Source organism: Pseudomonas sp. LS2P72 (assembly GCF_054897865.1).
Window position 1 is genome coordinate 1,788,426 of the sequence record NZ_CM142708.1, and the last position, 23,182, is coordinate 1,811,607.

The window sequence follows — 23,182 nt, forward strand, 5'->3', positions numbered from 1 at the left end:
TTATCACTCGGCGGTTTGCGAAGTGGGCTATGCGCCACTAAACTGCCATCATTGATACCGGACATGTACTCATGCGTATAGACGGCGTTCCCTCTCAGTCCTACCCCATCAAACGCAAGCCTCGCAAAGGGCCTGTGGCGGATGACGACTACGTCGATATCGACGGCGAGCTGGAAATTCCGTCCGAAGAGCAAATGGCCGCCCGCGCTGCCAAAGCCTCTGCGCAACGCTTGAGCAATCTCCCCGCCCGTCAACAAGACATGCTTTATCACCGTGCCATGAGCAACAGTGTCGCGAAGGCCCTGGCCAGCTACCTGAGCACCGCCGGTTTTGTCGATTGGGATTCGGATGTGCTGGGCCTCGACCTGTACATCTGATGCTGCCTTACTACCTGGGCTGTCCATCCTGGAGTGAAAACGCCTGGCGCGATTATCTTTATCCGCCTGACGCCAAACCCGCCGAATTTCTGAATCTCTATTCCCAAGTATTCAACGCCGTGGAAGGCAATACGACCTTCTACGCGAGCCCGGCTGCGACCACCGTGCAGCGTTGGGCCGAGACCATGCCCGAACACTTTCGCTTCACAGCCAAGTTCCCCGGTGACATCAGCCACAGCGGCGACCTGCGCGAACAATTGACCGCTGCCGAAACCTTCCTGCAATTGCTCAGCCCCCTGGGTGAACGGGTTTCACCGCTGTGGCTGCAACTGTCCAAAAGCTTTACGCCGCAGCGACTGTCTGAGCTTGCCGGTTTTATTGATGCTGTGGACCGGCCTCTGGCGATTGAAGTGCGGCATGACGAATTCTTCGCCAAGGGCGATGCCGAGAAAATGCTTAATCGCCTGCTACTGGATCGCGGTGTCGAGCGTATCTGCCTCGATCCCCGCGCGTTGTTCAATTGCACATCGACCGATCCCTCGGTACTTCACGCCCAATCGAAAAAGCCCAGGGTGCCGCCGCGTCCGGCCGCCTTCACGCAATGTCCGCAGGTACGCTTCATCGGCCATCCGCAACTTGAGGCCAACGACCCGTTTCTGGTGCCGTGGGTCGAGAAAATCGCCGTGTGGATCGAAGAGGGCCGCACGCCCTATATCTTCCTGCACACCGCCGACAATTTGCTGGCCGCCAAACTGGCGCAACGTTTTCACGCAAAACTGATGCTGCGTTTGCCTGGCCTGCCGCCGCTGCCTGAGCTATACAGAGAGCCCGCTGCCGAGCAACTTGGTCTGCTCTGAAGCGGATTCCCTGCCTTTTTCAGGAGCCTGCCAATGGATGCGCAAACCCTTCGAGCCCAAGCGTTCAAAGCACTGCACGAACGCGCGGGGGCTTTTGTCATTCCCAACCCGTGGGACGCCGGCTCGGCGAAAATGCTCGCCAGCCTTGGTTTCGAAGCGCTGGCGACCACCAGTGCCGGTTACGCTTTTTCCAACGCTCGCCCCGATGGCGCGCTGACGCTGGACGACACTCTGGCAAACGTCCGGGCGATTGTTGCGGCAACGGATCTGCCCGTAGCCGTCGATCTGGAAAACGGCTTCGCTGACGATCCAGCCGAATGCGCACAGAGTATTTTGCGTGCGGCAGAGGCCGGCGCTGTCGGCGGCTCGATCGAAGATGCCACGGGCCGTGAAGAAGCGCCGATCTACTGCTTCGAACATGCTGTGGCGCGCATCGAGGCTGCCGTGGCAGCCGCTCGCAGCTTGCCATTTCCCTTTATGTTGACCGCGCGAGCGGAGAACTTTCTGCACGGCAACCCTGATCTCGCCGACACCATTCGCCGCTTGCAGGCGTTTGCCGAGGCGGGTGCCGACGTGTTGTACGCGCCGGGTCTGCGCAGCGCTGAAGACGTGTTGGCAGTGGTCCGCGCCGTGGCGCCGAAACCGGTCAATGTGCTGATGTCTGGCGGATTGAAATTGACGGTCGAGCAGTTGAGCGAAATGGGCGTCAAACGCATCAGTGTCGGTTCGGCGCTGGCCCTGGCAGCGTATGGCGAGTTCTTCCGCGCTGCCGAAGAGATCAAGACGTCGGGCACGTTCGGGTTCACGTCGCGATCCATGCCGTACGCCCAGGCCAATCAATTGTTCAAAGGCTGACGATGAGGTTTCGGTGGTGGCTGCTGTTGATGCTGTTGATCGTCGGCACGGCGGCGGTGAGCGTCTGGCGCGGCTGGATCTCACTGCCGCCGCAGTGGAATCCGTGGGCACCGCTGGACGTTAAGGCCGCGCCCAATTTTCTGACCCGCTACAAACTGATGCGCTTGAGCGATGATCCGCAGTTGTGCGATCAAGCCCTGAGCAACTCTGGATTGCGCGTAACCCATCAGGCCGACAGCACCGACGCGACGTGCCCGCTGATCAACACCTTGCGTGTACAAGGCGGCGAGGTGGCGCTGAGCAGCAGTTTCCTCTCCAGTTGCCGCCTGGCGGTGTCGTTTGCCCTGTTCGAACACCACGCCCTGCAACCCGCGGCGCAAGCGGTCTACGGCCAAGCGGTCACGCGTGTCGACCATCTCGGCAGCTTTGCCTGTCGCAACGTCTACAGCCGCGAAAACGGCAGACGCAGCCAGCATGCCAGCGCCAATGCGCTGGATATCGCCGGTTTTCACTTGGCCGATGGCCGCTCCATCAACGTGCTCAAGGATTGGTCGAAGGATAATCAGGACGCACGGTTTTTACGTCAGGTCCGCGATGGCGCCTGCGACATGTTCAGTGTGGTCTTGAGTCCGGATTACAACGCCGCCCATCGCAATCACTTTCATGTGGATGTCGGGCCGTGGTGGATATGCCGCTGAGAGCCTGTTATTGAAGGTCAGGCGGCGATGCGCAAGTTTTGCAGGACGATCGGGCGAGCCCAGCCGTTATCGAAATCGAGTTGTTTCTGTTGCTCCACCAGCTCTTCGGGCGAGAACGGCGGGAATGGCTTGTCCAGCAGATCGAGTTCGAACTCGGCGATCGGCAGGTGCAGCGGGCGCGGTTGCGGCGCCGGGCCTGCTTCCGGCGCAGGCTGACCTGCGGTGAGCACGATCGGGCGGACCCAGCGGCTTTCGAAGTCCTGTTGCTTCTGTTGAGCGACGATTTCTAGTGCCGGGAACGGTGGGAAAGGTTTGTCGGCCAGGTCCATTTCAAACTCGGCAATCGGCAGGAACAGTGGCTCGGGCGGGCGGACCTCGGTTTCTTTCACATCGCATTCGCGCTGGGAAATGATGTGAGCCAGCAGTTCGCTGCCAACGGTGGGTTCTACCGGGCTGTCGAGATCGACCGGTGGAAAGTTGAGAGAAGCCGGTACGACATCGCCCGACTGATCGGCCAGGGCCTGGGCAAAGAAATCCTGCCACAGGTGACTGACGCCGCTCAGTGCTTGGGAGTTTCGTAGACCAAAATCGCCGTGGGGCGAGATGTAGCCTATCGATGTGCGTTGAATGTCTGACATTTCTCTCGGTCGACGCTCAGCTCTGGCAAAATGCTCGATAGTTTTGTTATCGGCCGTTTTTGCCGATCATTAATTTTTTGAGCGTGTTTTCTCATGATTGAGCAACCTGCGGCCTGCCGCATCCACGTCGAGGCCCTGGCCGCGACTTTTCAGCCACAGGCCGAACAATGGGCCGAGCGCCTGGGTTTGCCGATGCAGGTGGATGACGGTGAGTTTGCCTTGCAGGTCGGCGACCAGGGTTTGCAGCTGCAGCAACTGGGCCCGGACGCGCCGGGGCCGGTGCGGGTGGACTTTGTCGAGGGCGGTGCGGCCCATCGCCGCTTGTACGGCGGCGGTAGCGGTCAGATGATCGCCAAGGCTGTCGGGGTTGCCCAAGGCGTGCGTCCGCGCGTGCTGGATGCCACGGCGGGGCTGGGCAAAGATGCGTTCGTGCTGGCGAGCCTGGGCTGCGAGATGAGCCTGATCGAGCGTCAGCCGCTGATTGGTGCGTTGCTTGAAGATGGCCTGGCACGCGGCGCGGAAGACTTTGAGGTGGCGCCGATCGTGGCGCGGATGCGTTTGCTCAAGGGCAATTCGATCGAGGTGATGCGCAACTGGGAAGGCGAGCCGCCGCAGGTGATCTACCTCGACCCGATGTTTCCCCATCGTGAGAAAACGGCCCTGGTGAAGAAGGAAATGCGTCTGTTCCGGCCGCTGGTAGGTGATGATCCGGATGCGCCGGCACTGCTCGAAGCGGCGTTGGCGTTGGCCAGCCATCGAGTGGTGGTCAAGCGCCCGCGCAAGGCGCCGTGTATCGAAGGGCCGAAGCCGAGTCATGCGCTGGACGGTAAATCCAGCCGGTATGACATTTATCCGAAGAAAGCGCTGAAGCCTTAAGACCGCGTCGCCCCTATCGCGAGCAAGCTTTGCTCCTACGGATTGATGTCGTTTACACATTTTGTGATCGCTTCAAACCTGTAGGAGCAATGCTTGCCCGCGATGGCGTCGGTCCTGGCGCTACAAATCCATCAGGCTGTCTCTGGCCGATACGCCCGCATAAACAACCCCACCACTTCCTGCACATGGCTCTCGGCCGCATCCCCGATCAACGGCTCGCCACAGCCATAAAGCAGCCTGAAATTCCCCGCACCCTTGAGCAGACAGAAGAAATGCTCGGCTGCATTGCGCGGCTTGTCGATGCTCAACGCGCCGCTCTGATCAACCTTGGTCAGCAACCGCTCCATGCCCTGCAGCATGCGTTCAGGCCCGGCCTCGAAGAAGATCAGCGAGAGTTTTGGGTCCTGGCTGCCCAGCGTCATCATCAACCGATGCAGGTTGACCGATTCGTCGCTGTTGATCAGTTGATGAAAGCCACGCGCGATGTTCAACAGCACCGTTTCTACGGCAGTGCCGTCCGGCAATTCGAAAAACAGCGTCGGCAATTGCTCTTCACACTTGGCCATCACGGCGGCGGAGAACAGCGTCTCCTTGTCGTTGAAATGGCTGTAGACCGTCAACTTCGACACACCGGCCTCGGCCGCGACGGCGTCCATGCTGGTGTTTGCATAACCCTTGCTCAGAAACAGAATTTTCGCCGCATCGAGGATCGCCTGGCGCTTGGCCAGATCCTTGGGACGGCCCGGACCGTTGGGTGCTGAGAGATTGTTCGACATTCTTCGCTTTTAATACTGGACTGGTGAGTTTGCTATTAATAACATACCGCCCAGTATAATTATTCCAAGCACCATTAGCGAAAGGTCCTTCACCATGTTCCGCTATGCCTTGCCCCTCGCGTTGCCAGTCAGTCTGGCGTTTTTATTGTCTGCGTGCGGTCACGAAGAGGCGCCCCAGGTCACCGTTCGCCCGGCCATGGTCGTGCAGCCAGAGCCGTCGGCCCAGGCGATGGAAAGTTTTCCCGGTGAAGTCCGCGCTCGCTATGAGCCGGACCTGGCGTTTCGCATTGGCGGTAAAGTCAGTCGGCGACTGGTCGAGGAAGGGCAGCGAGTCAAGGCTGACCAACCTCTTGCGGAGCTCGATCCTCAGGACGTGCGCCTGCAATTGGAAGCCACCCGTGCGCAGGTCGCCGCTGCCGAGGCCAACCTGAGCCTGGTGCGCGCCGAACGTGATCGCTACAAGACCCTGATGGAACGTCAGATGGTCAGCCGTTCGCAGTACGACAATTCCGAAAACCTTTACCGATCCGGTGAAGCACGCCTCAAGCAAATCAAAGCTGAATTCAACGTTTCGACCAATCAGGCCAGTTACGCGGTACTGCGTGCGCCTCAGGATGGCGTGGTGGCTAAACGCGCGGTTGAAGTCGGGCAAGTGGTGGCGGCGGGGCAAACCGTATTTACCCTCGCCACCGATGGCGAACGTGAAGTGTTGATCAGCTTGCCGGAGCAGAGCTTTGGCCGCTTCAAGGTCGGTCAGCCAGTGTCGGTGGAACTCTGGACCCAACCCGACCAACGTTTCGCCGGGCGCATCCGTGAGCTGTCGCCCGCTGCCGATCCAAAATCGCGCACGTTTGCCGCCCGAATCGCTTTCACCGCCGGCAAGGTTCCTGCTGAACTCGGCCAGAGTGCCCGGGTATTCGTTCAGACCTCCGATGTGGTGCCGCTGTCGGTGCCGCTTTCCGCACTGACCGCAGAAAACGGCGCGACCTACGTCTGGGTCGTCAGTGCCAACAACACCCTGAAGAAAACCCCGGTCCGGGTCGGTGCCTTCGGCGAGAAAACCGTACCGGTGCTCGAAGGCCTGAACGCCAGCGACTGGGTGGTGGCCGCTGGCGTTCATGTGCTGCTTGAAGGGCAACAAGTGCGCCCGGTGGATCGCTCCAACCGCGTGGTCAATCTGGCGGACAAGGAGTAATCCCCGATGGGTTTCAATCTTTCCGAATGGGCGCTGCGTAATCGCCAGATCGTACTGTTCCTGATGCTCTTGCTGGCCGTTGTCGGCGCACTGTCCTACACCAAACTCGGCCAAAGTGAAGACCCGCCGTTCACCTTCAAGGCCATGGTGATTCGGACCAACTGGCCGGGGGCCACGGCGCAGGAGGTATCGCGCCAGGTCACCGAGCGCATTGAAAAGAAGCTGATGGAAACCGGCGAGTACGAACGCATCGTTTCGTTCTCCCGTCCGGGCGAATCACAAGTGACGTTCGTCGCCCGTGATTCCATGCACTCGGTGGAAATCCCGGACCTCTGGTACCAGGTTCGCAAGAAGATCGGCGACATTCGTCAGACCCTGCCACCGGGCATCCAGGGACCATTTTTCAATGATGAGTTCGGCACAACGTTTGGCAACATCTACGCGCTGACCGGCGAAGGTTTTGATTACGCGGTGCTCAAGGACTACGCCGACCGCGTGCAGATTCAGCTGCAACGGGTCAAGGATGTGGGCAAGGTCGATCTGCTCGGGTTACAGGACGAGAAGATCTGGATCGAACTTTCCAACGTCAAACTCGCCACCCTCGGCCTGCCTTTATCGGCGGTGCAGAAGGCCCTTGAAGAGCAGAACGCGGTGTCCACCGCCGGGTTCTTCGAGACTTCCAGCGAGCGATTGCAACTACGCGTCTCGGGGAATTTTCAGACGGTCGAAGAGATCCAGAGCTTTCCGATCCGCGTCGGTGACCGTACGTTCCGCATCGCTGATGTGGCCGATGTGCGTCGGGGATTCAACGATCCGCCAGCGCCAAGCATGCGCTTCATGGCGGAAAACGCCATCGGTCTGGCCGTGGCCATGAAGGACGGTGGCGACATTCTGGTGCTGGGCAAGGCGTTGGAAATCGAGTTCGACCGGATCCAGAAAAATCTCCCTGCCGGTATGCAGCTGCGCAAGGTCTCTGACCAACCCGCCGCCGTGAAAAGCAGTGTCGGCGAGTTTGTTCAGGTGCTGGTGGAAGCACTGGCAATTGTCCTGCTAGTGAGCTTCTTCTCCCTCGGTGTGCGCACTGGCATGGTGGTCGCGCTGGCGATTCCCTTGGTATTGGCGATGACGTTCGCCTGCATGTATTACCTGGGCATCGGCCTGCACAAGATTTCCCTCGGGGCGTTGGTTTTGGCGCTGGGTTTGTTGGTGGACGACGCGATCATCGCCGTGGAAATGATGGCGATCAAAATGGAGCAGGGCTTCGACCGGATCAAGGCGGCCAGTTACGCCTGGACCAGCACCGCATTCCCGATGCTTACCGGCACGCTGATCACCGCGGCCGGCTTCCTGCCGATTGCCACTGCGCAATCGGGCACGGGTGAATACACCCGTTCGATCTTCCAGGTGGTGACCATCGCGTTGCTGGCCTCGTGGGTGGCCGCCGTTGTGTTTGTGCCTTATCTGGGGGAAAAACTCCTGCCGGATCTGGCGAAGATTCATGCCGCCAAACATGGCACCGGCGACGGCCAGCCCGACCCTTACGGCACGCCGTTCTATCAGCGCGTCAGACGCCTGGTGGAGTGGTGCGTCCGGCGGCGCAAGACGGTCATTGTCCTGACGGCCGTGTTGTTTATCGGTTCTGTCATCCTGTTTCGCTTTGTGCCGCAACAGTTCTTCCCAGCATCGGGTCGTCTGGAATTGATGGTCGATCTGAAACTGGCCGAAGGCGCCTCGTTGAGCAACACCCGCGATGAGGTCAAACGCCTCGAAACACTGCTCAAGGATCACGCCGGTATCGACAACTATGTCGCTTATGTCGGCACCGGTTCGCCACGTTTTTACCTGCCGCTGGATCAACAACTTCCTGCACCAAGCTTCGCGCAGTTTGTAGTCCTGGCCAAAACCATTGAGGAGCGCGAAGTCCTGCGCACCTGGCTGATCGAAGCCCTCAAGGAACAATTCCCGGCCCTGCGCGCGAGGGTGACACGTCTGGAGAACGGGCCACCGGTTGGTTATCCGATGCAGTTCCGGGTCACCGGTGAGCACATCGAGGAAGTCCGCGCGCTGGCCCGTAAAGTCGCGGCCAAGGTTCGCGAGAACCCGCACGTGGTCAACGTCCATCTGGATTGGGAAGAGCCGAGCAAAGTCGTGTATCTGAACATCGATCAGGACCGCGCCCGGGCGCTTGGCGTGAGCACTGCGAACCTGTCGAAGTTCCTGCAAAGCTCTCTGACCGGTTCCAGCGTCAGCCAGTACCGTGAAGACAACGAGTTGATCGAGATTCTGTTGCGCGGCACGTTGCACGAACGCACCGAACTGTCATTGCTGCCAAGCCTGGCGGTACCGACTGACAACGGTCGCAGCGTGGCGCTGTCGCAAATCGCGACCCTGGAATACGGCTTCGAAGAAGGCGTCATCTGGCACCGTAACCGCTTGCCGAACGTGACGGTGCGTGCAGACATCTATGGTAAGGAGCAACCGGCGACGCTGGTGAAGCAGATCATGCCGACCCTCGATCCGATTCGCGCCGAACTGCCGGACGGGTATTTGCTGGAGGTCGGTGGCACGGTGGAAGACTCGGCTCGCGGGCAGAATTCGGTGAAGGCCGGTGTGCCGCTTTTCATCGTGGTGGTGCTGACATTGCTGATGCTGCAACTGCGCAGTCTCTCACGCACGATAATGGTGTTTCTGACGGCGCCTTTGGGTTTGATCGGTGTGACCTTGTTCCTGATGGTGTTCCGTCAGCCGTTCGGTTTCGTCGCCATGCTCGGGACGATCGCGCTGTCCGGGATGATCATGCGTAACTCGGTGATTCTGGTGGACCAGATCGAGCAGGACATCGCCGCCGGGCTCAAGCCTTGGCAGGCGATTATTGAAGCCACGGTGCGGCGTTTCCGGCCGATTGTATTGACTGCACTCGCAGCGGTGCTGGCGATGATTCCGCTGTCGCGTAGTGTGTTCTTCGGGCCGATGGCGGTGGCGATCATGGGCGGGTTGATTGTGGCGACGGCGCTGACATTGCTGTTTCTGCCGGCGCTGTATGCGGCGTGGTTCCGGATCAAGAAAGACCCAGCCTGACCTCTGTAGGAGCAAAGCTTGCTCGCGATGGCTGCACCTCGGTCAAACATTTGAACCGAGGCGCCTGCATCGCGAGCAAGCTTTGCTCCTACAGTTATTTCAGAACCTTCTGATATTGAGTCAGAGGGATCGGAATGCTGTACTCAAGACTCAGTTTTACGAGTTTTTGAGACAGCAATAATGAAAAAGCCACCCATTTTGAGGGGAAGGACCGACCCGGTATTCGACCTGTTGGGGAAGTCGCCCCACAAGGAACGCCTCTCGGACTACCTTGCCTTGCTCAAGCCGCTGGACGATCAGGGGCGTTATTTGCCTTTCGATGAGTTGCGCTACCGCTGGGCGCCGGGGCTGGATTCGAATCTGTGCTGGGCGCTGGTGAAGAAAGCCCGGACTGCGCAGTACTCAAGTCTTTTGCCGCTGGGCGAGCCGCTTCAATGGGGCAAATTCATGCTCACGCCGTTGGCGCAGAAAGCTATTTCCGCCGTCGATCGGCAAGCCACAACGGCCGCGTTGGAGTACATGACCAGTCAGATTGGTGAGCACGCGCACTTCAGCTATCTGCTCAACGATTTGATCGAAGACGAAGCCATCAGCAGCAGCCAGCTCGAAGGCGCGGCGACCACCACGCGCGTGGCCAAGGACATGCTCAAGCGCAATCGCCTGCCGCGCACGCCGGATGAGCGAATGGTGATCGGCAACTTCAAGATGATGAATTTCGCCTGGGAAAAGCGTCATGACGCCCTGAGTGTCGAACTGATTTCAGCCATGCACCGGGTGGGTGTCGAGGGCATTGATGACACGCAATATTCGCCGGGGGCGTTCAGGGGCAACGATGATGTAGTGGTGCAGGACGGCGAGGGCAATACCGTGCATACACCGCCGCCCGCAGCAGGGCTGGTGTCACGATTGCGGGTGCTGTCGACGTGGATCAATCAGCCCCACAACGATCCCGATCAAGTGGATTACCTTCATCCACTGATCAAAGGCATCGCACTGCATTTTGCTCTGGGCTATGAGCATCCTTTCCGCGACGGCAATGGTCGGGTGGCGCGAGCGCTGTTTTATTGGTTCATGTTCAAGAATGATTTCTCTGCCTTTCGCTACATTGCGATCAGCATTTTGCTGCGTATTGCTCCGGTGAAATACGGACGGTCTTATCTGAACACTGAGGCTGATGACCTCGATCTGACTTATTTCATCGACTTTCAATGCTCGGTGATCCTGCGGGCTGTCAGCGGTTTTACTGATGCTTATCGGAAAAGTCTGGCGTATGCCGAAAGCTTTGATCGCTGGTTGTTGGAGTCCGGTTTTTTTGACCGATTGACCGAGAAGCAGCGAGCCGTATTCCAGGTGGCCAAGAGCGGGATGGCCAAGGAGTTTACGGCGGTCAATGTGAAGGAGAATCTGGATTGTTCTTACAACACCGCGTCGGCCACGTTGAATGGGCTGGTCGAATTGGAGGTGTTTGAGAAGCGGAAGATGGGGCGCGAGTGGGTGTTCTTTCTGCGGGCTCAAAACACAATCCCGTAGGAGCAAGCTTTGCTCCTACGGGAAGAATGTCAAAGGGTGCCGAACACCTTCTTCGCCAAACTCGTCGCTGCTGCTGCAGGATTCTGGCGAATGGTTTCTTCCTGTTTACCAATCATTTCGAACAAGCCGTTCAACGCCTGCTCGGTCACGTAGCTTTCGATGTTGGCGCTCTTCGCATCCACCACACCCATCGTCGCGGCTTGCCCGGCGAACGAGTTGTACTGCTTGGCGAGGCCAACCTGGTCGGTGGCTTGTTTAACGATTGGCAGGAATTTCACGCGGATCTGTTCGCGGCTGGTTTTGCTCAGGTACTGCGTGGCCGAGTCCTTGCCGCCGCTGAGAATGCCCTTGGCGTCTTCCACGCTCATCTTCTTCACCGCATCCACCAGGATCGGTTGGGCTTGCGTCACGGCGGTTTCAGCCGCTTTGTTCATGCTGGTTTCCAGCTGATCAACCTGGTCGCCCATGCCGAACTGTTTCATCTTGCTGGCGACTTTGCCCAGTTTGCCCGGCAGTTCGATTTTCACGTCCGGGTTGTTGCTGAAGCCGCCCGGCGTGCCGAGTTGCTTCACGGCCAGTTGTGCGCCTTGGGTCAGGGCATCTTTAAGGCCGCCGGTGGCGTCTGTCTGCGACAGGTCGTTAAGTGACAGCGCAAGGGCGCTGGCGGAAATCATCAAGCCAGCGCACAGGCCGGCGAAGCGAAGGGTAGGGCGGAACATGGCAGCTTCCTTGTTCAAAATAGAGAATTAGCGGGCGGCGTCGACGCGGATTTTCAGTGGCTGCGGGTCGCTGCCATCAAGCTGCACGGCGTGATGCTCCGTGGTGATGAACATCAGTTCGCCATTCACTTCGATCCGTGCGCTGACCGAATAACGATGGCCCGGTTTGACCTGCGCTGGATCGTAACTCAGATGAAACGGCAGCGGCACCTGGCCTTTGACCGGGCCTTTCTGTTCGTCGAGGACCGCGGCGGGCGCATCGGCCAGGGAAACGTCCTGCAAGCTGACGCTTAACGTGGCGCTCGGCGGCAGGGCAATGCGTTGCAGGTAGAACACTTCGCCATCCAGAGAGGTTTTAGCGGCGGGCTGCATCGACTGACAGGCGCCCAGCAGGGTGGTCATGGCCAACAAAGAAAGTTTTTTCATCGGAGATCTCCAATTAATGTGGGAGTGAGCCTGCTCGCGAAAGCGGTGTGCCAGACAACTGAGATGTTGAACGTTAAACCGCATTCGCGAGCAGGCTCGCTCCCACAGGGATTTCATCAGGCCTCGGGCTGTGTGGCGACCTGATCCGCCGCATCTTCACTGCGATGTAACGCCACCTGACGGATCGACAAGCGAATCTCCGCCGGCAACACCCGCTTGGCCGCGCCTTCGGCCAGTTCGCCGAGCAGTTCGTGATAGCTCAGCTTGCCGGCTTCGTCGCGCTTCAGCACGTCGAGGTCGAGCATGGTCTGGATGAAGTGGCGGAACAGACTCTTGTCGAAGAATTCCGGGGCGTTCAGACCATGAAGGATCGACAGGCGCTGAGCCATGACCGTGCAGAGGTCTTCCAGTTCTTCGGCGCTGATGCTGTTCTGACCGCTGTTGAGCAGCAGCGAGACTGTCATGTAAAAGCGCTGCAAGGTCTGGGCGATGCTTTTCGACAGCAAGGTCAGCAGCACAAAATGCCGCGAACTCGGCGCCGGCCGCAGGTAGACATCATTCTCAAAACGCAGGAGACCTTGTTCGACGAAGGCTTCGAGCCATTGATCGATCACCGCATCGAGTTCGTCCAGCGACCAGCGAATGAACAACTCCGATTGCAAGTACGGATAGAGCGCGCGGGTGTAACGCAGGATCTGTTCGCGGCTCATGCGCGAGGCGCTCTGGAAGAAACTCGCCAGCAACGCCGGCAAGGCGAAGATGTGCAAAACGTTGTTACGGTAGTAGGTCATCAGGACGGCGTTCTGCTCGTCCAGATACAGAATCTTGCCCAAGGCATCGCTCTGCTCGGACAGCAGATCCATGTCCTTCACATGCTCGATCAGCGCGCGGCCGTCACCTTCCGGCAGCGTGGTGTGCGGCGAGTACGGGACTTTGCGTAACAGCGCCAGGTACAGATCGAGCACGCGCGCCATAGCGCGATCATCCAGCGCCAGACGGCTGGTGGACAGCAGCGCCAGGGCCACCAGGTTGACCGGGTTGATCGCCGCCGCTTCGTTCAGGTGCTGCGCGACTTTCTCGCCGAGGCGATTAGTGGTTTCGTTGAGCCAGGCCGGTTTGAATTGCGGTCCGAGTTCCTGTTTACGCCAGTCCGGCTGCTCGCTGTCGAGGAATTCCGCCAGTTTGATCGGCTCGCCGAAGTTCACCGCCACTTGGCCGAAACGCTGCTTGAGCGCGCCGATGACTTTGAAGATGTCGAAGATCGATTCTTTCTTCTTGCTCGCGCCACGCAGTTCGCCGAGGTAGGTCCGGCCTTCCAGCACACGCTCGTAGCCGATGTAGACCGGGATGAACACGATCGGCATCCGCGACGAGCGCAGGAAGCTGCGCAAGGTAATCGCCAGCATCCCGGTTTTCGGCTGCAGCATGCGCCCGGTGCGCGAACGGCCACCCTCGACGAAGTACTCCACCGGGAAGCCTTTGGTGAACAGGGTGTGCAGGTATTCGTTGAACACCGAGGTGTAGAGCGGGTTGCCCTTGAAGGTGCGGCGCATGAAGAACGCACCGCCACGCCGCAGCAGGCTGCCGATCACCGGCATGTTGAGGTTGATCCCGGCGGCGATGTGCGGCGGGGTCAGGCCGTTGCGGAACAGCAAATAGGACAGCAGCAGATAGTCGATATGGCTGCGATGGCACGGCACGTAGATCACTTCGTGACCCTGAGCGACCTTCTGCACGCCTTCGATGTGGTTGACCTTGATCCCGTCGTAGATCTTGTTCCAGAACCAGCTCAGCACCACTTCCAGAAAACGGATCGCGGTGTAGGTGTAGTCGGAGGCGATCTCGTTGCCATAGCGCAGGGCCTGGGCCTTGGCTTTCTCCGGGGAGATGTTCTCGCGCTCGGCTTCGTCGAGGATCGCTTGCTTGACCAGCGGCTGATTGAGCAGGCCTTTGACCAGGTTGCGACGGTGGGAAATGTCCGGGCCGATTACCGCCGCTTTCAGGTTGCGGAAGTGCACCCGCAGAATTCGTTGGGCCATGCGCACGGTGCGCTCGTGGCCCTTGTTGTGGTCAATCAGCTCGCGCAAATGGATCGGCGCGGAGAACTGCACCCGCGTTTTGCGCCCCAGCACAATGATGCTCAGCAACCGGCGCAGACGCCCGGTGACCGCCCAGCTGTCGGCGAAGAGCAGTTTCCACGGGCTCGATTCGCTGTCCGGCGACTGACCCCAGAACACGCTGACCGGAATGATCTGCGCGTCTTCGGCGGCGTTCTGGCTCAGGGCGCTGACCAGGCGAGTCAAGGTTGGCGGTGCACCGCGCTTGTCCTGACGGCCGAGCCAATCGGGCTCTGGCGTCAGGTAAAAGAACGCCGCGGGTTCTTCCAGCGTACCTACCGAGACCGGCAACACCGGGCGCGGCAAACCTGCCTTGCTGCACTCGGTATCGACTACGGCCAGGTCGGTCAACGAAGGATTTTGCAGGACGTAGAACACCGGACGGCTGCGGTCGAGGTTGAGGGTGAACGACGACTGATTGATCGTCTCCGAGCGAACCCAGAGGTAGAGCAGTCGGCGCAGGGTGCCAAACACAAGACGGCGGAACGGGGAACGGGTCATACGGCTTCTGCGTGAGTGAAAAAAACCGAGCGTTTGCTCGGGCGGTCGTAGGGGGCGTTCTCAATGAGTTTCCACGCCGCGTTGTCGCCTTAAAGCGGGCCAGGCAAGGCGCAGGCCGCTTGGGAATGGTTTTGTTCCCTTTCCAAGGCCTGCAACGCAGCCTGGCCCGCTTTAAGGCACAACCCGAAGGGCCGGGCCTGCTGTTGTGCAGGGCTGCGTTGCTCGAAGCTTATTTGGAATGACTAAACCACGCTTCTCGCGCCTTGCCCTGCACAACAGCAGACCCGGCGCGGTGCGGAAACTCATTGAGAACGCCCCCTAGTGTGCCGTATTCGCCGAAAATCGGCAAAAAAGCGGCTAAGTAAAGTGAGTTGAGAGTTTTGGCGGCTGTCATATACTCGGCCGTTCAAAATAAAAACAAGAGGGGTACTGACATGGCAACGCGCGAAACCGGCAATGTGAAGTGGTTCAACGACGCCAAGGGCTACGGCTTTATTCAGCGCGAGGACGGAGTGGACGTGTTCGTGCATTACCGCGCGATTCGCGGCGAAGGGCATCGCTCGCTGGCTGAAGGTCAGCAGGTGGAATACGGCGTGGTGACTGGCGAGAAGGGCTTACAGGCTGAGGATGTTGTGGGCCTGTAAACCCACTCCTCAGATCACCAAAAACTACTGTGGGAGCGAGCCTGCTCGCGATAGCTGGCTGACATTCAACATCAATGTTGACTGAAAGGGCCTCATCGCGAGCAGGCTCGCTTCCACAGGTTCGGTGTTCAAGTTTTACACGGTTTTCCAGGTGATCTCTTCTTCACCCTCCGCGCTGATGCGCATCCAGCGATCCGCTGTCTCTTCACCTTCTTCCTCGACCCAGCTACCCGGTGCGCAACGCACTTCGACGTTCAACGCGGCAAACGCGGCGCGGGCGCAGGCGATGTCGTCTTCCCACGGGGTCTGGTCGCTGTCCAGGAACAGGCTGTTCCATTTGCCCACGGCTTTCGGCAGCCAGGTGACCGACACGTTGCCGGCCTTGCACTTGTAGGTCTGGCCTTTCTGGACCCAGTCGGTGCATGGGCCCAAAGCCGCGCCGAGCCAGGCCGCGACAGCCTTGTAGTCGACGTCGGCGTCTTTCAGGTAAATTTCGATATCGGGTTGGCGCATGGATGTCCTCACTGCGGGTCTGAAAAATCCATTCGCGGATTTAGCCGGCCTACGACAAATGCCGAAGACCAAAAAATTAAGGTGTTATTGAAGTACGAAGTAATCGTAGCGCATCGAAACAGTGACCTCGAACGGCTCAACCTGTTCGATGACCGCCGCCCGGCGCTCAGCACTGGCGCGCCAGCCGTGGGGCGTCATGGCCAACAGGTTCGCCCGGTCCTGACCACTTGCAAGCAGCAGTTTGAATTCCAGGGTTTCACTGTGCTGCAGCGCCATGCCTTCCGGCACCAAAGCCAGATGCTTGTCATCGGTGTATTCACGCACTTCGTCGTACAGACGCTCGCGCAATTCCATCAGATGGCCGCTGGTTGGCCCGACTTTCATCAAACCGCCGCCGGGGCTGAGCAGGCGTTTGGCTTCCTCCCAATCCAGCGGGCTGAAGACGCTGGCGAGAAACTGGCAGCTGCCAGAGGCCAGTGGAACCCGCGCCATGCTGGCGATCAACCAGGTCAGCGCAGGGTTACGTTTGCAGGCGCGTTTGACCGCTTCCCGGGAGATGTCCAATGCGTAACCGTCGGCGCTCGGCAAGGCCTCGGCTATTTGCGCGGTGTAGTAACCCTCGCCACAACCGATGTCCAGCCAGCGCTGGGGCGCGTATTGCGCCGCCAGTTCCGCCAGACGCTTGGCCACCGGTGCGTAATGGCCGGCGTTCAAAAAGTCGCGTCGGGCTTCGACCATCGCCAGGTTATCCCCAGGGTCGCGGCTGTTCTTGTGCTGCACCGGCAACAGATTCAAGTAACCCTGACGCGCACGGTCGAAACGATGCCCGGCGGGGCAGGCCACGCCGTTGTCCACCGCGTTCAGCGGTTCGCTGCAGATCGGGCAGGCGAGCATCAGGCGAGCAACTTGATCAGGGTCTGGTAGTAAATTTCGGTCAGCACATCAAGGTCGGCCGCCAGCACACGCTCGTTGACCTGGTGAATCGTCGCGTTGACCGGGCCCAGTTCAACCACCTGAGTACCCATGGTCGCGATGAAACGCCCGTCGGAGGTGCCGCCACTGGTGGACGCCTTGGTGTCACGACCGGTGATGTCCTTGATGCTCGACGCGACAGCATCCAGCAACGCGCCCGGTTCGGTGAGGAACGGCAGGCCGGACAGCGCCCAGTCGATGTGCCAGTCCAGGCCATGCTTGTCGAGGATGTCAGCGACGCGCTTTTGCAGGCCTTCGACGGTGGATTCGGTGGAGAAGCGGAAGTTGAACACCGCCACCAGGTCGCCCGGGATCACGTTGGTCGCGCCGGTGCCGGAGTTCACGTTGGAGATCTGGAAACTGGTCGGCGGGAAGAAATCGTTGCCGTGGTCCCAGTGCTCGGCGGCCAGTTCGGCCAGTGCCGGCGCGGCGAGGTGGATCGGGTTCTTCGCCAGGTGCGGATAGGCCACGTGACCTTGCACGCCGCGCACGGTCAGCTTGGCACCGAGGGAACCGCGACGGCCGTTCTTGACCACGTCACCCACCAGGGTAGTGCTCGACGGCTCGCCGACGATGCACCAGTCCAGACGCTCCTTACGGGCTGCAAGGCGTTCGATCACGGCTTTGGTGCCATGGTGCGCCGGGCCTTCTTCGTCGCTGGTGATCAGGAAAGCGACCTTGCCCTTGTGATCCGGGTAGTCGGTGACGAAACGCTCGGCCGCGACGGTCATGGACGCGAGGCTACCTTTCATGTCCGCCGCGCCACGGCCGCAGAGCATGCCGTGTTCGTCGATTACTGCGTTGAACGGGTCGATCTGCCAGGCAGTCACCGGGCCGGTCGGCACCACGTCGGTGTGGCCGGCGAAGCACAGTACCGGACCGTCGTGTTTGCCGTGAGTCGCCCAGAAGTTATCCACATCTTCGATGCGCATTGGCTCAAGCGCAAAACCGGCATCGCCCAGGCGCTGCATCATCTGCTTCTGGCAATCGGCGTCGACCGGCGTCACGGACGGACGGCGAATCAGGTCGATGGCGAGTTGAAGGGTCGGCGAAAGGTCGGCGTGGGCCGTCATGGGGAACTCCGGAAGCTTATTGTGTAGGAGCAAAGCTTGCTCGCGATGAACGATGATGCGGTCATTCTGTTACACCGAATCGCGTCAATCGCGAGCAAGCTTTGCTCCTACAGGAATTGAGGCAAGGCGCGCAAAATGGCGGTTATCTTAAAGCAAAACGGCGGCCATTGGCCGCCGTTTAGTGCATCTGGAACGATTTAGACCGCCGGTGCCGGTTCGGCCTCGACCGAAGGTTTCGGCAGCGAAGACAAGAACGCCATGATCAGCGCCGCCAGGTATGGCAGCGACTGCACGAGCAACATCGTCACCCAGAAGCGCATGTCGTTGCTTGGCAGGCCGTTCACCAGGTAAATCCCCAGTGCCGCGCTCCACAACAGCAGCATGATGAACATTTCTTCGCGAGCTTCCGAAATCGCCACCCAGAAGCCGTGGTTATCGGCGTTTTTCGGGGTGCGGAAGAACGGAATGCTGCTGGTGAAGAAGCCGTACAGCACCGCTTTGGCGATGGTGTGCGACAACGCCAGACCGGCCAATGCCGCGCAGAACGCGTCCTTCAGGTTGACCCCGACCGCACGGCGGTACAGGAAGATGATCTTGCCAACCTTGAACACGAACAACGCCAATGGCGGGATTGCGAAAATCAACAACGGCGGATCGACCCGCTGCGGCACGATGATCATCGCCGCCGACCACAACAGGGCGCCCACGGTGAAGAAGATGTTCATGCCATCCGCCACCCACGGCAACCAGCCCGCGAGGAAGTGGTAACGCTGGCCACGGGTCAGCTCGGTGTCCTTGCCGCGCAGCAAACTGGCGGTATGACGCTTGATGATCTGAATCGCTCCGTAAGCCCAGCGGAAACGCTGTTTCTTGAAGTCGATAAAGGTATCGGGCATCAGCCCTTTGCCGTAGCTGGTGTGGTAATACGCCGCTGACAAACCTTTTTCGAATACACGCAGACCCAACTCGGCGTCTTCACAGATGCACCAGTCAGCCCAGCCCAGTTCCTCGAGCACCGAGCGCCGGGTCATGGTCATGGTGCCGTGCTGGATGATCGCGTCACGGTCATTACGGGTGACCATGCCGATGTGGAAGAAACCTTTGTATTCCGCGTAACAGAGCTTCTTGAAGGTGCTTTCGTTCTGGTCGCGGTAATCCTGCGGCGACTGCACCACGGCGATTTTCGGATCGGCGAAGTGCGGCACCATGTGCTTGAGCCAGTTCGGGTCGACGCAGTAGTCCGAGTCGATCACCGCAATCACTTCGGCATCCTTGGCGGTGTGCGGAATCAGGTAATTCAGCGCGCCACCCTTGAAACCGGCCAATGGCGCGACGTGGAAGAACTTGAAGCGCGGGCCGAGGGTTTCGCAATAATCGCGCACCGGTTCCCAGACCGCCGGGTCCTTGGTGTTGTTGTCGATGATCAGGACTTCGAAGTCCGGATAGTCGAGGTTGGCCAGGGCGTTGAGGGTCTGTTTGACCATCTCCGGCGGCTCGTTGTAGCAAGGTACGTGAATCGAGACTTTCGGTCGGTAGTCCGAATCGCCCACCACCGGCAGGAATTCACGCCGACGCTTGTGGGTCCAGACCGCTTCGGCCAGTTCATGCGCCTCGGTCAGCAGCACGATAAACACCCCGAGTGCGCCGAGGGCAAGCAAGAAGCCCACCGTCAGGCTGAACCAGGTGCTGTATTGCTGGCTGTAGTCGTAACCGATCCACACCAGCACCGAACCACAGAGGAATGCGATGAAGGTCAGGAAGGTGCGGCCACGTTGACGCAGGGCCGAGCCGTCGATCATCAGCAGGGTCAGGGACAGCAGAGCCAATACCACGGAACCGATGGCCAGCACGCGCCATTGCGGGATAGCGACGACCGGGCCTTCAAAGTTGAATTTCTGCTGGCGCGCGGCGTTGAAAACGCCCCAATAAGCGCCCACGGAACCTTCGTCACTGGCCTTCCACGGTTGGTCGAAGGCTTCGATCACGAAGTAGTTGAAGCCCTGGCGATTGAGCTTGTTGACCAACGTCCGCAGATAAATCGCCTGGTCTGCCGGCGACGCGTCGGCGCCACCACGCATACGGCCGTTGCTCGGCCAGCCGACTTCCGACAGCAGCAGCGGTTTTTTCGGGAACATCTTTTTCAGGTCCCGGGCGCGGTCGAGTACGAACTGCCCGGACTGCTCCATCGGAACATGTTCCCAGTACGGCAGGACGTGGGCGGCGATCAGGTCAACGTGCTTGGCTAGGCTCGGGTTTTCTTCCCAGACGTGCCATTGCTCGGAGGTCGTCACCGGTACTTTCACTGCCGCGCGGACGCGATCAAGGATCACGCTCAGTTCGGCGGCGTTAATTTCCTTACGGAAGATCGCCTCGTTACCGACCACCACGCGAACCACGCTGCGGGAGGTATTGGCCAGGTCGATGGCGCGCAGGATTTCACGCTCGTTGCGCTCAAGATCCGGGCTGATCCAGATACCCAGCGTCACGCGCAAACCGAATTCTTCGGCGAGCTTGGGAATATCACCCAGGCTGCCATCGACCGAGTAAGTACGGATGTTGTCCGTCAACTTGCTCATGATCTCCAGATCGCGACGCATTTCATCGTCGGTCGGGTATTGCTCTTTTTGTGGGTACTGCCCTTGCTGGAACGGCGAGTACGAAAAGCCGGAGATCTGTTCAGGCCAGTTGGGGGCGGTGACCGGGCGATTGATCAGCGCCCAGAAGCCGGTAAACAAGGCTGCGATGGCGAGCACCACGACCAGGTTGAGTCCAAATTTACGCGATGACATAGCTATTTCAGGTTCCAGGGGCTGCTGAACGAAGGAACGGTCGGCGGCCGATTGCCAAGAGGCTGGGGGCGCGCATCCTACACCGGGCGTTCACTGACCGTACAGCGGACAGGGAAATGCCGGACGTTGGGCAATCCAACTCGGTTTAAGTTCTTTCGTTGGACCTTGTAGGTTAAATCTTGGTTCTGTGTAGGCTGATTAAATAGGTCAAGACGCCCGTTCATAGCCCAAAGATGCTCTTGGCCGCTGACGGCCCTATAATGCGCGCCGGTTTTTGGGGTAATGGTCATGAGTACAGAAGATCCGCGGTTTGCAGGCATCGCCCGTTTGTATGGCATCGACGGCCTGGAGCGCTTGCGCGCAGCCCACGTGGCGATCGTCGGCGTCGGTGGCGTCGGTTCCTGGGCGGCGGAAGCCGTCGCCCGTTGTGGCGTGGGCGAGATTTCGCTGTTTGACCTCGACGACGTCTGCGTCAGCAACGCCAACCGTCAGTTGCACGCGCTGGACAGCACCGTCGGCAAACCCAAGGTTGACGTGATGGCCGAGCGCCTGCGCGGGATCAACCCGGACTGCACCGTGCACGCGGTGGCGGACTTCGTCACCCGCGAGACCATGGCCGAATACATCACGCCGAACATCGACTGCGTCATTGATTGCATCGACAGCGTGAATGCCAAGGCGGCGCTGATTGCCTGGTGCAAGCGCCGCAAGATTCAGATCATCACCACCGGCGGTGCGGGCGGGCAGATTGATCCGACGTTGATTCAGGTCTGCGACTTGAACCGGACCTTCAATGATCCGTTGGCTTCGAAAGTGCGCTCCACGTTGCGCCGGGATTACAACTTCTCACGCACCGTGACCCGCCATTACAGCGTGCCATGCGTGTTTTCCACCGAACAACTGCGCTACCCGAAACCGGATGGCAGCATTTGCTTGCAGAAGAGTTTTGTCGGTGACGGTGTGAAGCTCGACTGCGCCGGAGGATTTGGTGCGGTGATGATGGTGACGGCGACTTTTGGGATGGTCGCGGCGACCAAGGCTGTGGATAAGATTGTGGCCGGAGTGCGGCGCCCGGCGGATCGGGTTAAGCCTACGGCGTAACAAAACCCGTAGGAGCAAAGCTTGCTCGCGATGCAGGCGACGCGGTCTTCAGTTGGATCGTGCCGATGTCATCGCGAGCAAGCTTTGCTCCTACAGGGGAGCAGCGATTTCTTGCATTCGGAGGGTGTAATTAGTTTTGTGTAAACGGTCATTTGGCAGGAGACTGCCTACCCCAAGGAAATCCAATGACCGAGCCAAAACCCAAGCGCGCCAAACGAGTCAAGCCTGATCCTGAACTGGTTAAACTGGCCGACAGTCTGCTGGCCAACTACAAAAAGCCCGAAGATCTGATCGGCGAAAACGGCCTGCTCAAACAGCTCACCAAGATGCTGGTGGAGCGGGCCCTTGAAACCGAGATGACCGAACACTTGGGGCACGACAAAAGCGCAGCGATCACCAACACCGCCGCCAATGCGCGCAACGGTCACAGCGGTAAAACCCTGAAGGGCGACTTCGGCGAACTGCCGCTCGACATCCCTCGCGACCGGCAGGCGTCCTTCGAGCCGCAGTTGGTGGCCAAGCATCAAACCCGCTGGACGGGCTTCGATGACAAAGTCATCTCTCTCTACGCTCGCGGTTTGAGTGTCAGAGAAATCCAGGCTCACTTACAGGAAATGTACGGCACAGAGGTCTCTCCCAGCCTGATCTCGGCGATTACCGACGCGGTGAGTGACGAGGTCAAGCTGTGGCAAGCCAGACCACTGGACGCGCTGTACCCGATCCTCTATCTGGACTGCATTCACGTCAAAGTGCGTGACGCTGGCGCCGTGCGCAACAAGGCGGTTTACCTGGCTATCGGCGTCAATATGGCCGGTCACAAGGAAGTGCTGGGTCTGTGGATCGCTCAAACCGAAGGCGCGAAGTTCTGGCTGCAAGTGGTGACCGAACTCAAGAATCGGGGCGTGCAGGACATCTTCATCGCCTGCGTGGACGGTCTCAAAGGTTTCCCTGAAGCCATTGAAGCCGTCTACCCAAAAGCCGTCGTTCAGCTGTGCATCGTGCACATGGTGCGCAACAGCTTGAACTTCGTGTCGTGGAAAAAGCAGCGAGAGGTGGCGGCTGATCTCAAACTGATTTACACCTCGGCAACCGCCGAATTGGCCGAACAACGACTCTGCGAATTTGAAGCCAAATGGGATGCCGAGTACCAGTCGATCAGCCTGTCATGGCGGCGAAACTGGGCTCGGGTGATCCCGTTTTTTGACTATCCAGCCGAAATTCGCAAGGTGATTTACACCACCAATGCCATCGAATCGATCAACATGAGCCTGCGCAAAGTGATCAAAACGCGCGCCTCATTTCCGACCGATGACGCGGTGATGAAACTGTTTTATCTGGCGCTGAACAACATCAGCAAGAAGTGGACGATGCCGATCCGGGACTGGAAAGCGGCCTTGAATCGCTTCAGTATCCAGTTCGAAGATCGGCTGTTAACGGTTTAATAAAA

General features: G+C 59.3%; 20 protein-coding genes. 11 read left to right on the forward strand and 9 right to left on the reverse strand.

Going from position 1 to position 23,182, the window contains the following annotated elements; genetic code table 11:
- Positions 1-71 precede the first annotated feature (71 nt).
- The 4 genes from ACYZUA_RS08260 to ACYZUA_RS08275 are packed head-to-tail and all read left to right on the forward strand — an operon-like array spanning position 72 to position 2,787.
- A complete protein-coding gene (locus tag ACYZUA_RS08260) occupies positions 72-377 on the forward strand; it encodes a hypothetical protein (protein ID WP_095128122.1) in 306 nt (101 codons plus the stop codon).
- Positions 374-1,234, forward strand: a complete 861-nt coding sequence (locus ACYZUA_RS08265) for a DUF72 domain-containing protein (RefSeq protein WP_461963912.1) — start codon at positions 374-376, stop codon at positions 1,232-1,234. Before ACYZUA_RS08260 ends, ACYZUA_RS08265 begins: the two co-directional genes overlap by 4 nt.
- A 33-nt stretch (positions 1,235-1,267) precedes the next feature.
- Positions 1,268-2,089, forward strand: a complete 822-nt coding sequence (locus ACYZUA_RS08270; RefSeq protein WP_134101798.1) for an isocitrate lyase/PEP mutase family protein — start codon at positions 1,268-1,270, stop codon at positions 2,087-2,089.
- 2 nt (positions 2,090-2,091) lie between these two features.
- Positions 2,092-2,787 (forward strand): extensin-like domain-containing protein, encoded by a 696-nt coding sequence (locus ACYZUA_RS08275; RefSeq protein WP_461962706.1) that lies wholly within the window; start codon positions 2,092-2,094, stop codon positions 2,785-2,787.
- 17 nt (positions 2,788-2,804) lie between these two features.
- Here the strand turns inward: ACYZUA_RS08275 and ACYZUA_RS08280 are convergent, their stop codons facing one another.
- Entirely contained in the window at positions 2,805-3,425 is a 621-nt protein-coding gene (locus ACYZUA_RS08280) for an energy transducer TonB (protein ID WP_461962707.1), read from the reverse strand.
- Between the two features lie 93 nt (positions 3,426-3,518).
- On the opposite strand from ACYZUA_RS08280, the gene ACYZUA_RS08285 reads away from it, so the two are divergent.
- Positions 3,519-4,301, forward strand: a complete 783-nt coding sequence (locus ACYZUA_RS08285; RefSeq protein ID WP_008146717.1) for a class I SAM-dependent methyltransferase — start codon at positions 3,519-3,521, stop codon at positions 4,299-4,301.
- Between the two features lie 131 nt (positions 4,302-4,432).
- On the opposite strand, the gene ACYZUA_RS08290 is transcribed toward ACYZUA_RS08285, so the two are convergent.
- The gene (locus tag ACYZUA_RS08290; RefSeq protein WP_461962708.1) at positions 4,433-5,077 is read right to left on the reverse strand and encodes a TetR/AcrR family transcriptional regulator; all 645 of its coding nucleotides are present in this window, start codon (positions 5,075-5,077) and stop codon (positions 4,433-4,435) included.
- Between the two features lie 94 nt (positions 5,078-5,171).
- Here ACYZUA_RS08290 and ACYZUA_RS08295 point away from each other — a divergent pair, with 94 nt between their 5' ends.
- The 3 genes from ACYZUA_RS08295 (at position 5,172) to ACYZUA_RS08305 (ending at position 10,880) form a co-directional block, all read left to right on the forward strand.
- Positions 5,172-6,272, forward strand: a complete 1,101-nt coding sequence (locus ACYZUA_RS08295) for an efflux RND transporter periplasmic adaptor subunit (RefSeq protein WP_461962709.1) — start codon at positions 5,172-5,174, stop codon at positions 6,270-6,272.
- 6 nt (positions 6,273-6,278) lie between these two features.
- The gene (locus tag ACYZUA_RS08300; protein ID WP_461962710.1) at positions 6,279-9,350 is read left to right on the forward strand and encodes an efflux RND transporter permease subunit; all 3,072 of its coding nucleotides are present in this window, start codon (positions 6,279-6,281) and stop codon (positions 9,348-9,350) included.
- Positions 9,351-9,530: 180 nt separating this feature from the next.
- The gene (locus tag ACYZUA_RS08305; protein WP_461962711.1) at positions 9,531-10,880 is read left to right on the forward strand and encodes a Fic family protein; all 1,350 of its coding nucleotides are present in this window, start codon (positions 9,531-9,533) and stop codon (positions 10,878-10,880) included.
- Between the two features lie 29 nt (positions 10,881-10,909).
- On the opposite strand, the gene ACYZUA_RS08310 is transcribed toward ACYZUA_RS08305, so the two are convergent.
- The 3 genes from ACYZUA_RS08310 to plsB all read right to left on the reverse strand — a co-directional run bounded on the left by ACYZUA_RS08310 (position 10,910) and on the right by plsB (position 14,643).
- Positions 10,910-11,599, reverse strand: a complete 690-nt coding sequence (locus tag ACYZUA_RS08310; RefSeq protein ID WP_461962712.1) for a DUF4197 domain-containing protein — start codon at positions 11,597-11,599, stop codon at positions 10,910-10,912.
- A 27-nt stretch (positions 11,600-11,626) separates the two neighbouring features.
- Positions 11,627-12,025 carry a YbaY family lipoprotein gene (locus ACYZUA_RS08315; protein ID WP_461962713.1) on the reverse strand — a complete coding sequence of 133 codons (399 nt, stop codon included), beginning with the start codon at positions 12,023-12,025 and terminating at the stop codon, positions 11,627-11,629.
- A 116-nt stretch (positions 12,026-12,141) separates the two neighbouring features.
- Positions 12,142-14,643 carry a glycerol-3-phosphate 1-O-acyltransferase PlsB gene (plsB, locus tag ACYZUA_RS08320; RefSeq protein WP_461962714.1) on the reverse strand — a complete coding sequence of 834 codons (2,502 nt, stop codon included), beginning with the start codon at positions 14,641-14,643 and terminating at the stop codon, positions 12,142-12,144.
- 434 nt (positions 14,644-15,077) lie between these two features.
- Between plsB and ACYZUA_RS08325 the strand changes: the two genes are divergently transcribed.
- Complete coding sequence (locus ACYZUA_RS08325; protein WP_008146705.1) at positions 15,078-15,287, forward strand: cold-shock protein; 210 nt, start codon at positions 15,078-15,080, stop codon at positions 15,285-15,287.
- A gap of 135 nt (positions 15,288-15,422) precedes the next feature.
- On the opposite strand, the gene ACYZUA_RS08330 is transcribed toward ACYZUA_RS08325, so the two are convergent.
- The 4 genes from ACYZUA_RS08330 to ACYZUA_RS08345 form a co-directional block, all read right to left on the reverse strand.
- Positions 15,423-15,800, reverse strand: coding sequence for a hypothetical protein (locus ACYZUA_RS08330; RefSeq protein WP_309677113.1), 378 nt, complete (start codon positions 15,798-15,800; stop codon positions 15,423-15,425).
- A gap of 84 nt (positions 15,801-15,884) precedes the next feature.
- Entirely contained in the window at positions 15,885-16,694 is an 810-nt protein-coding gene (locus tag ACYZUA_RS08335) for a putative RNA methyltransferase (protein ID WP_461962715.1), read from the reverse strand.
- On the reverse strand, positions 16,694-17,845 hold the full coding sequence (gene dapE, locus ACYZUA_RS08340) for a succinyl-diaminopimelate desuccinylase (protein ID WP_461962716.1): 1,152 nt from the start codon (positions 17,843-17,845) through the stop codon (positions 16,694-16,696). The genes ACYZUA_RS08335 and dapE overlap by 1 nt, the downstream gene beginning before the upstream one ends.
- Positions 17,846-18,042: 197 nt before the next feature.
- Positions 18,043-20,634, reverse strand: a complete 2,592-nt coding sequence (locus tag ACYZUA_RS08345; RefSeq protein ID WP_461962717.1) for a glycosyltransferase — start codon at positions 20,632-20,634, stop codon at positions 18,043-18,045.
- Between the two features lie 282 nt (positions 20,635-20,916).
- Between ACYZUA_RS08345 and tcdA the strand changes: the two genes are divergently transcribed.
- Positions 20,917-21,735 carry a tRNA cyclic N6-threonylcarbamoyladenosine(37) synthase TcdA gene (gene tcdA, locus ACYZUA_RS08350; protein WP_461962718.1) on the forward strand — a complete coding sequence of 273 codons (819 nt, stop codon included), beginning with the start codon at positions 20,917-20,919 and terminating at the stop codon, positions 21,733-21,735.
- A gap of 185 nt (positions 21,736-21,920) precedes the next feature.
- Positions 21,921-23,177, forward strand: a complete 1,257-nt coding sequence (locus tag ACYZUA_RS08355) for an IS256 family transposase (protein ID WP_240890573.1) — start codon at positions 21,921-21,923, stop codon at positions 23,175-23,177.
- Positions 23,178-23,182: the final 5 nt, after the last annotated feature.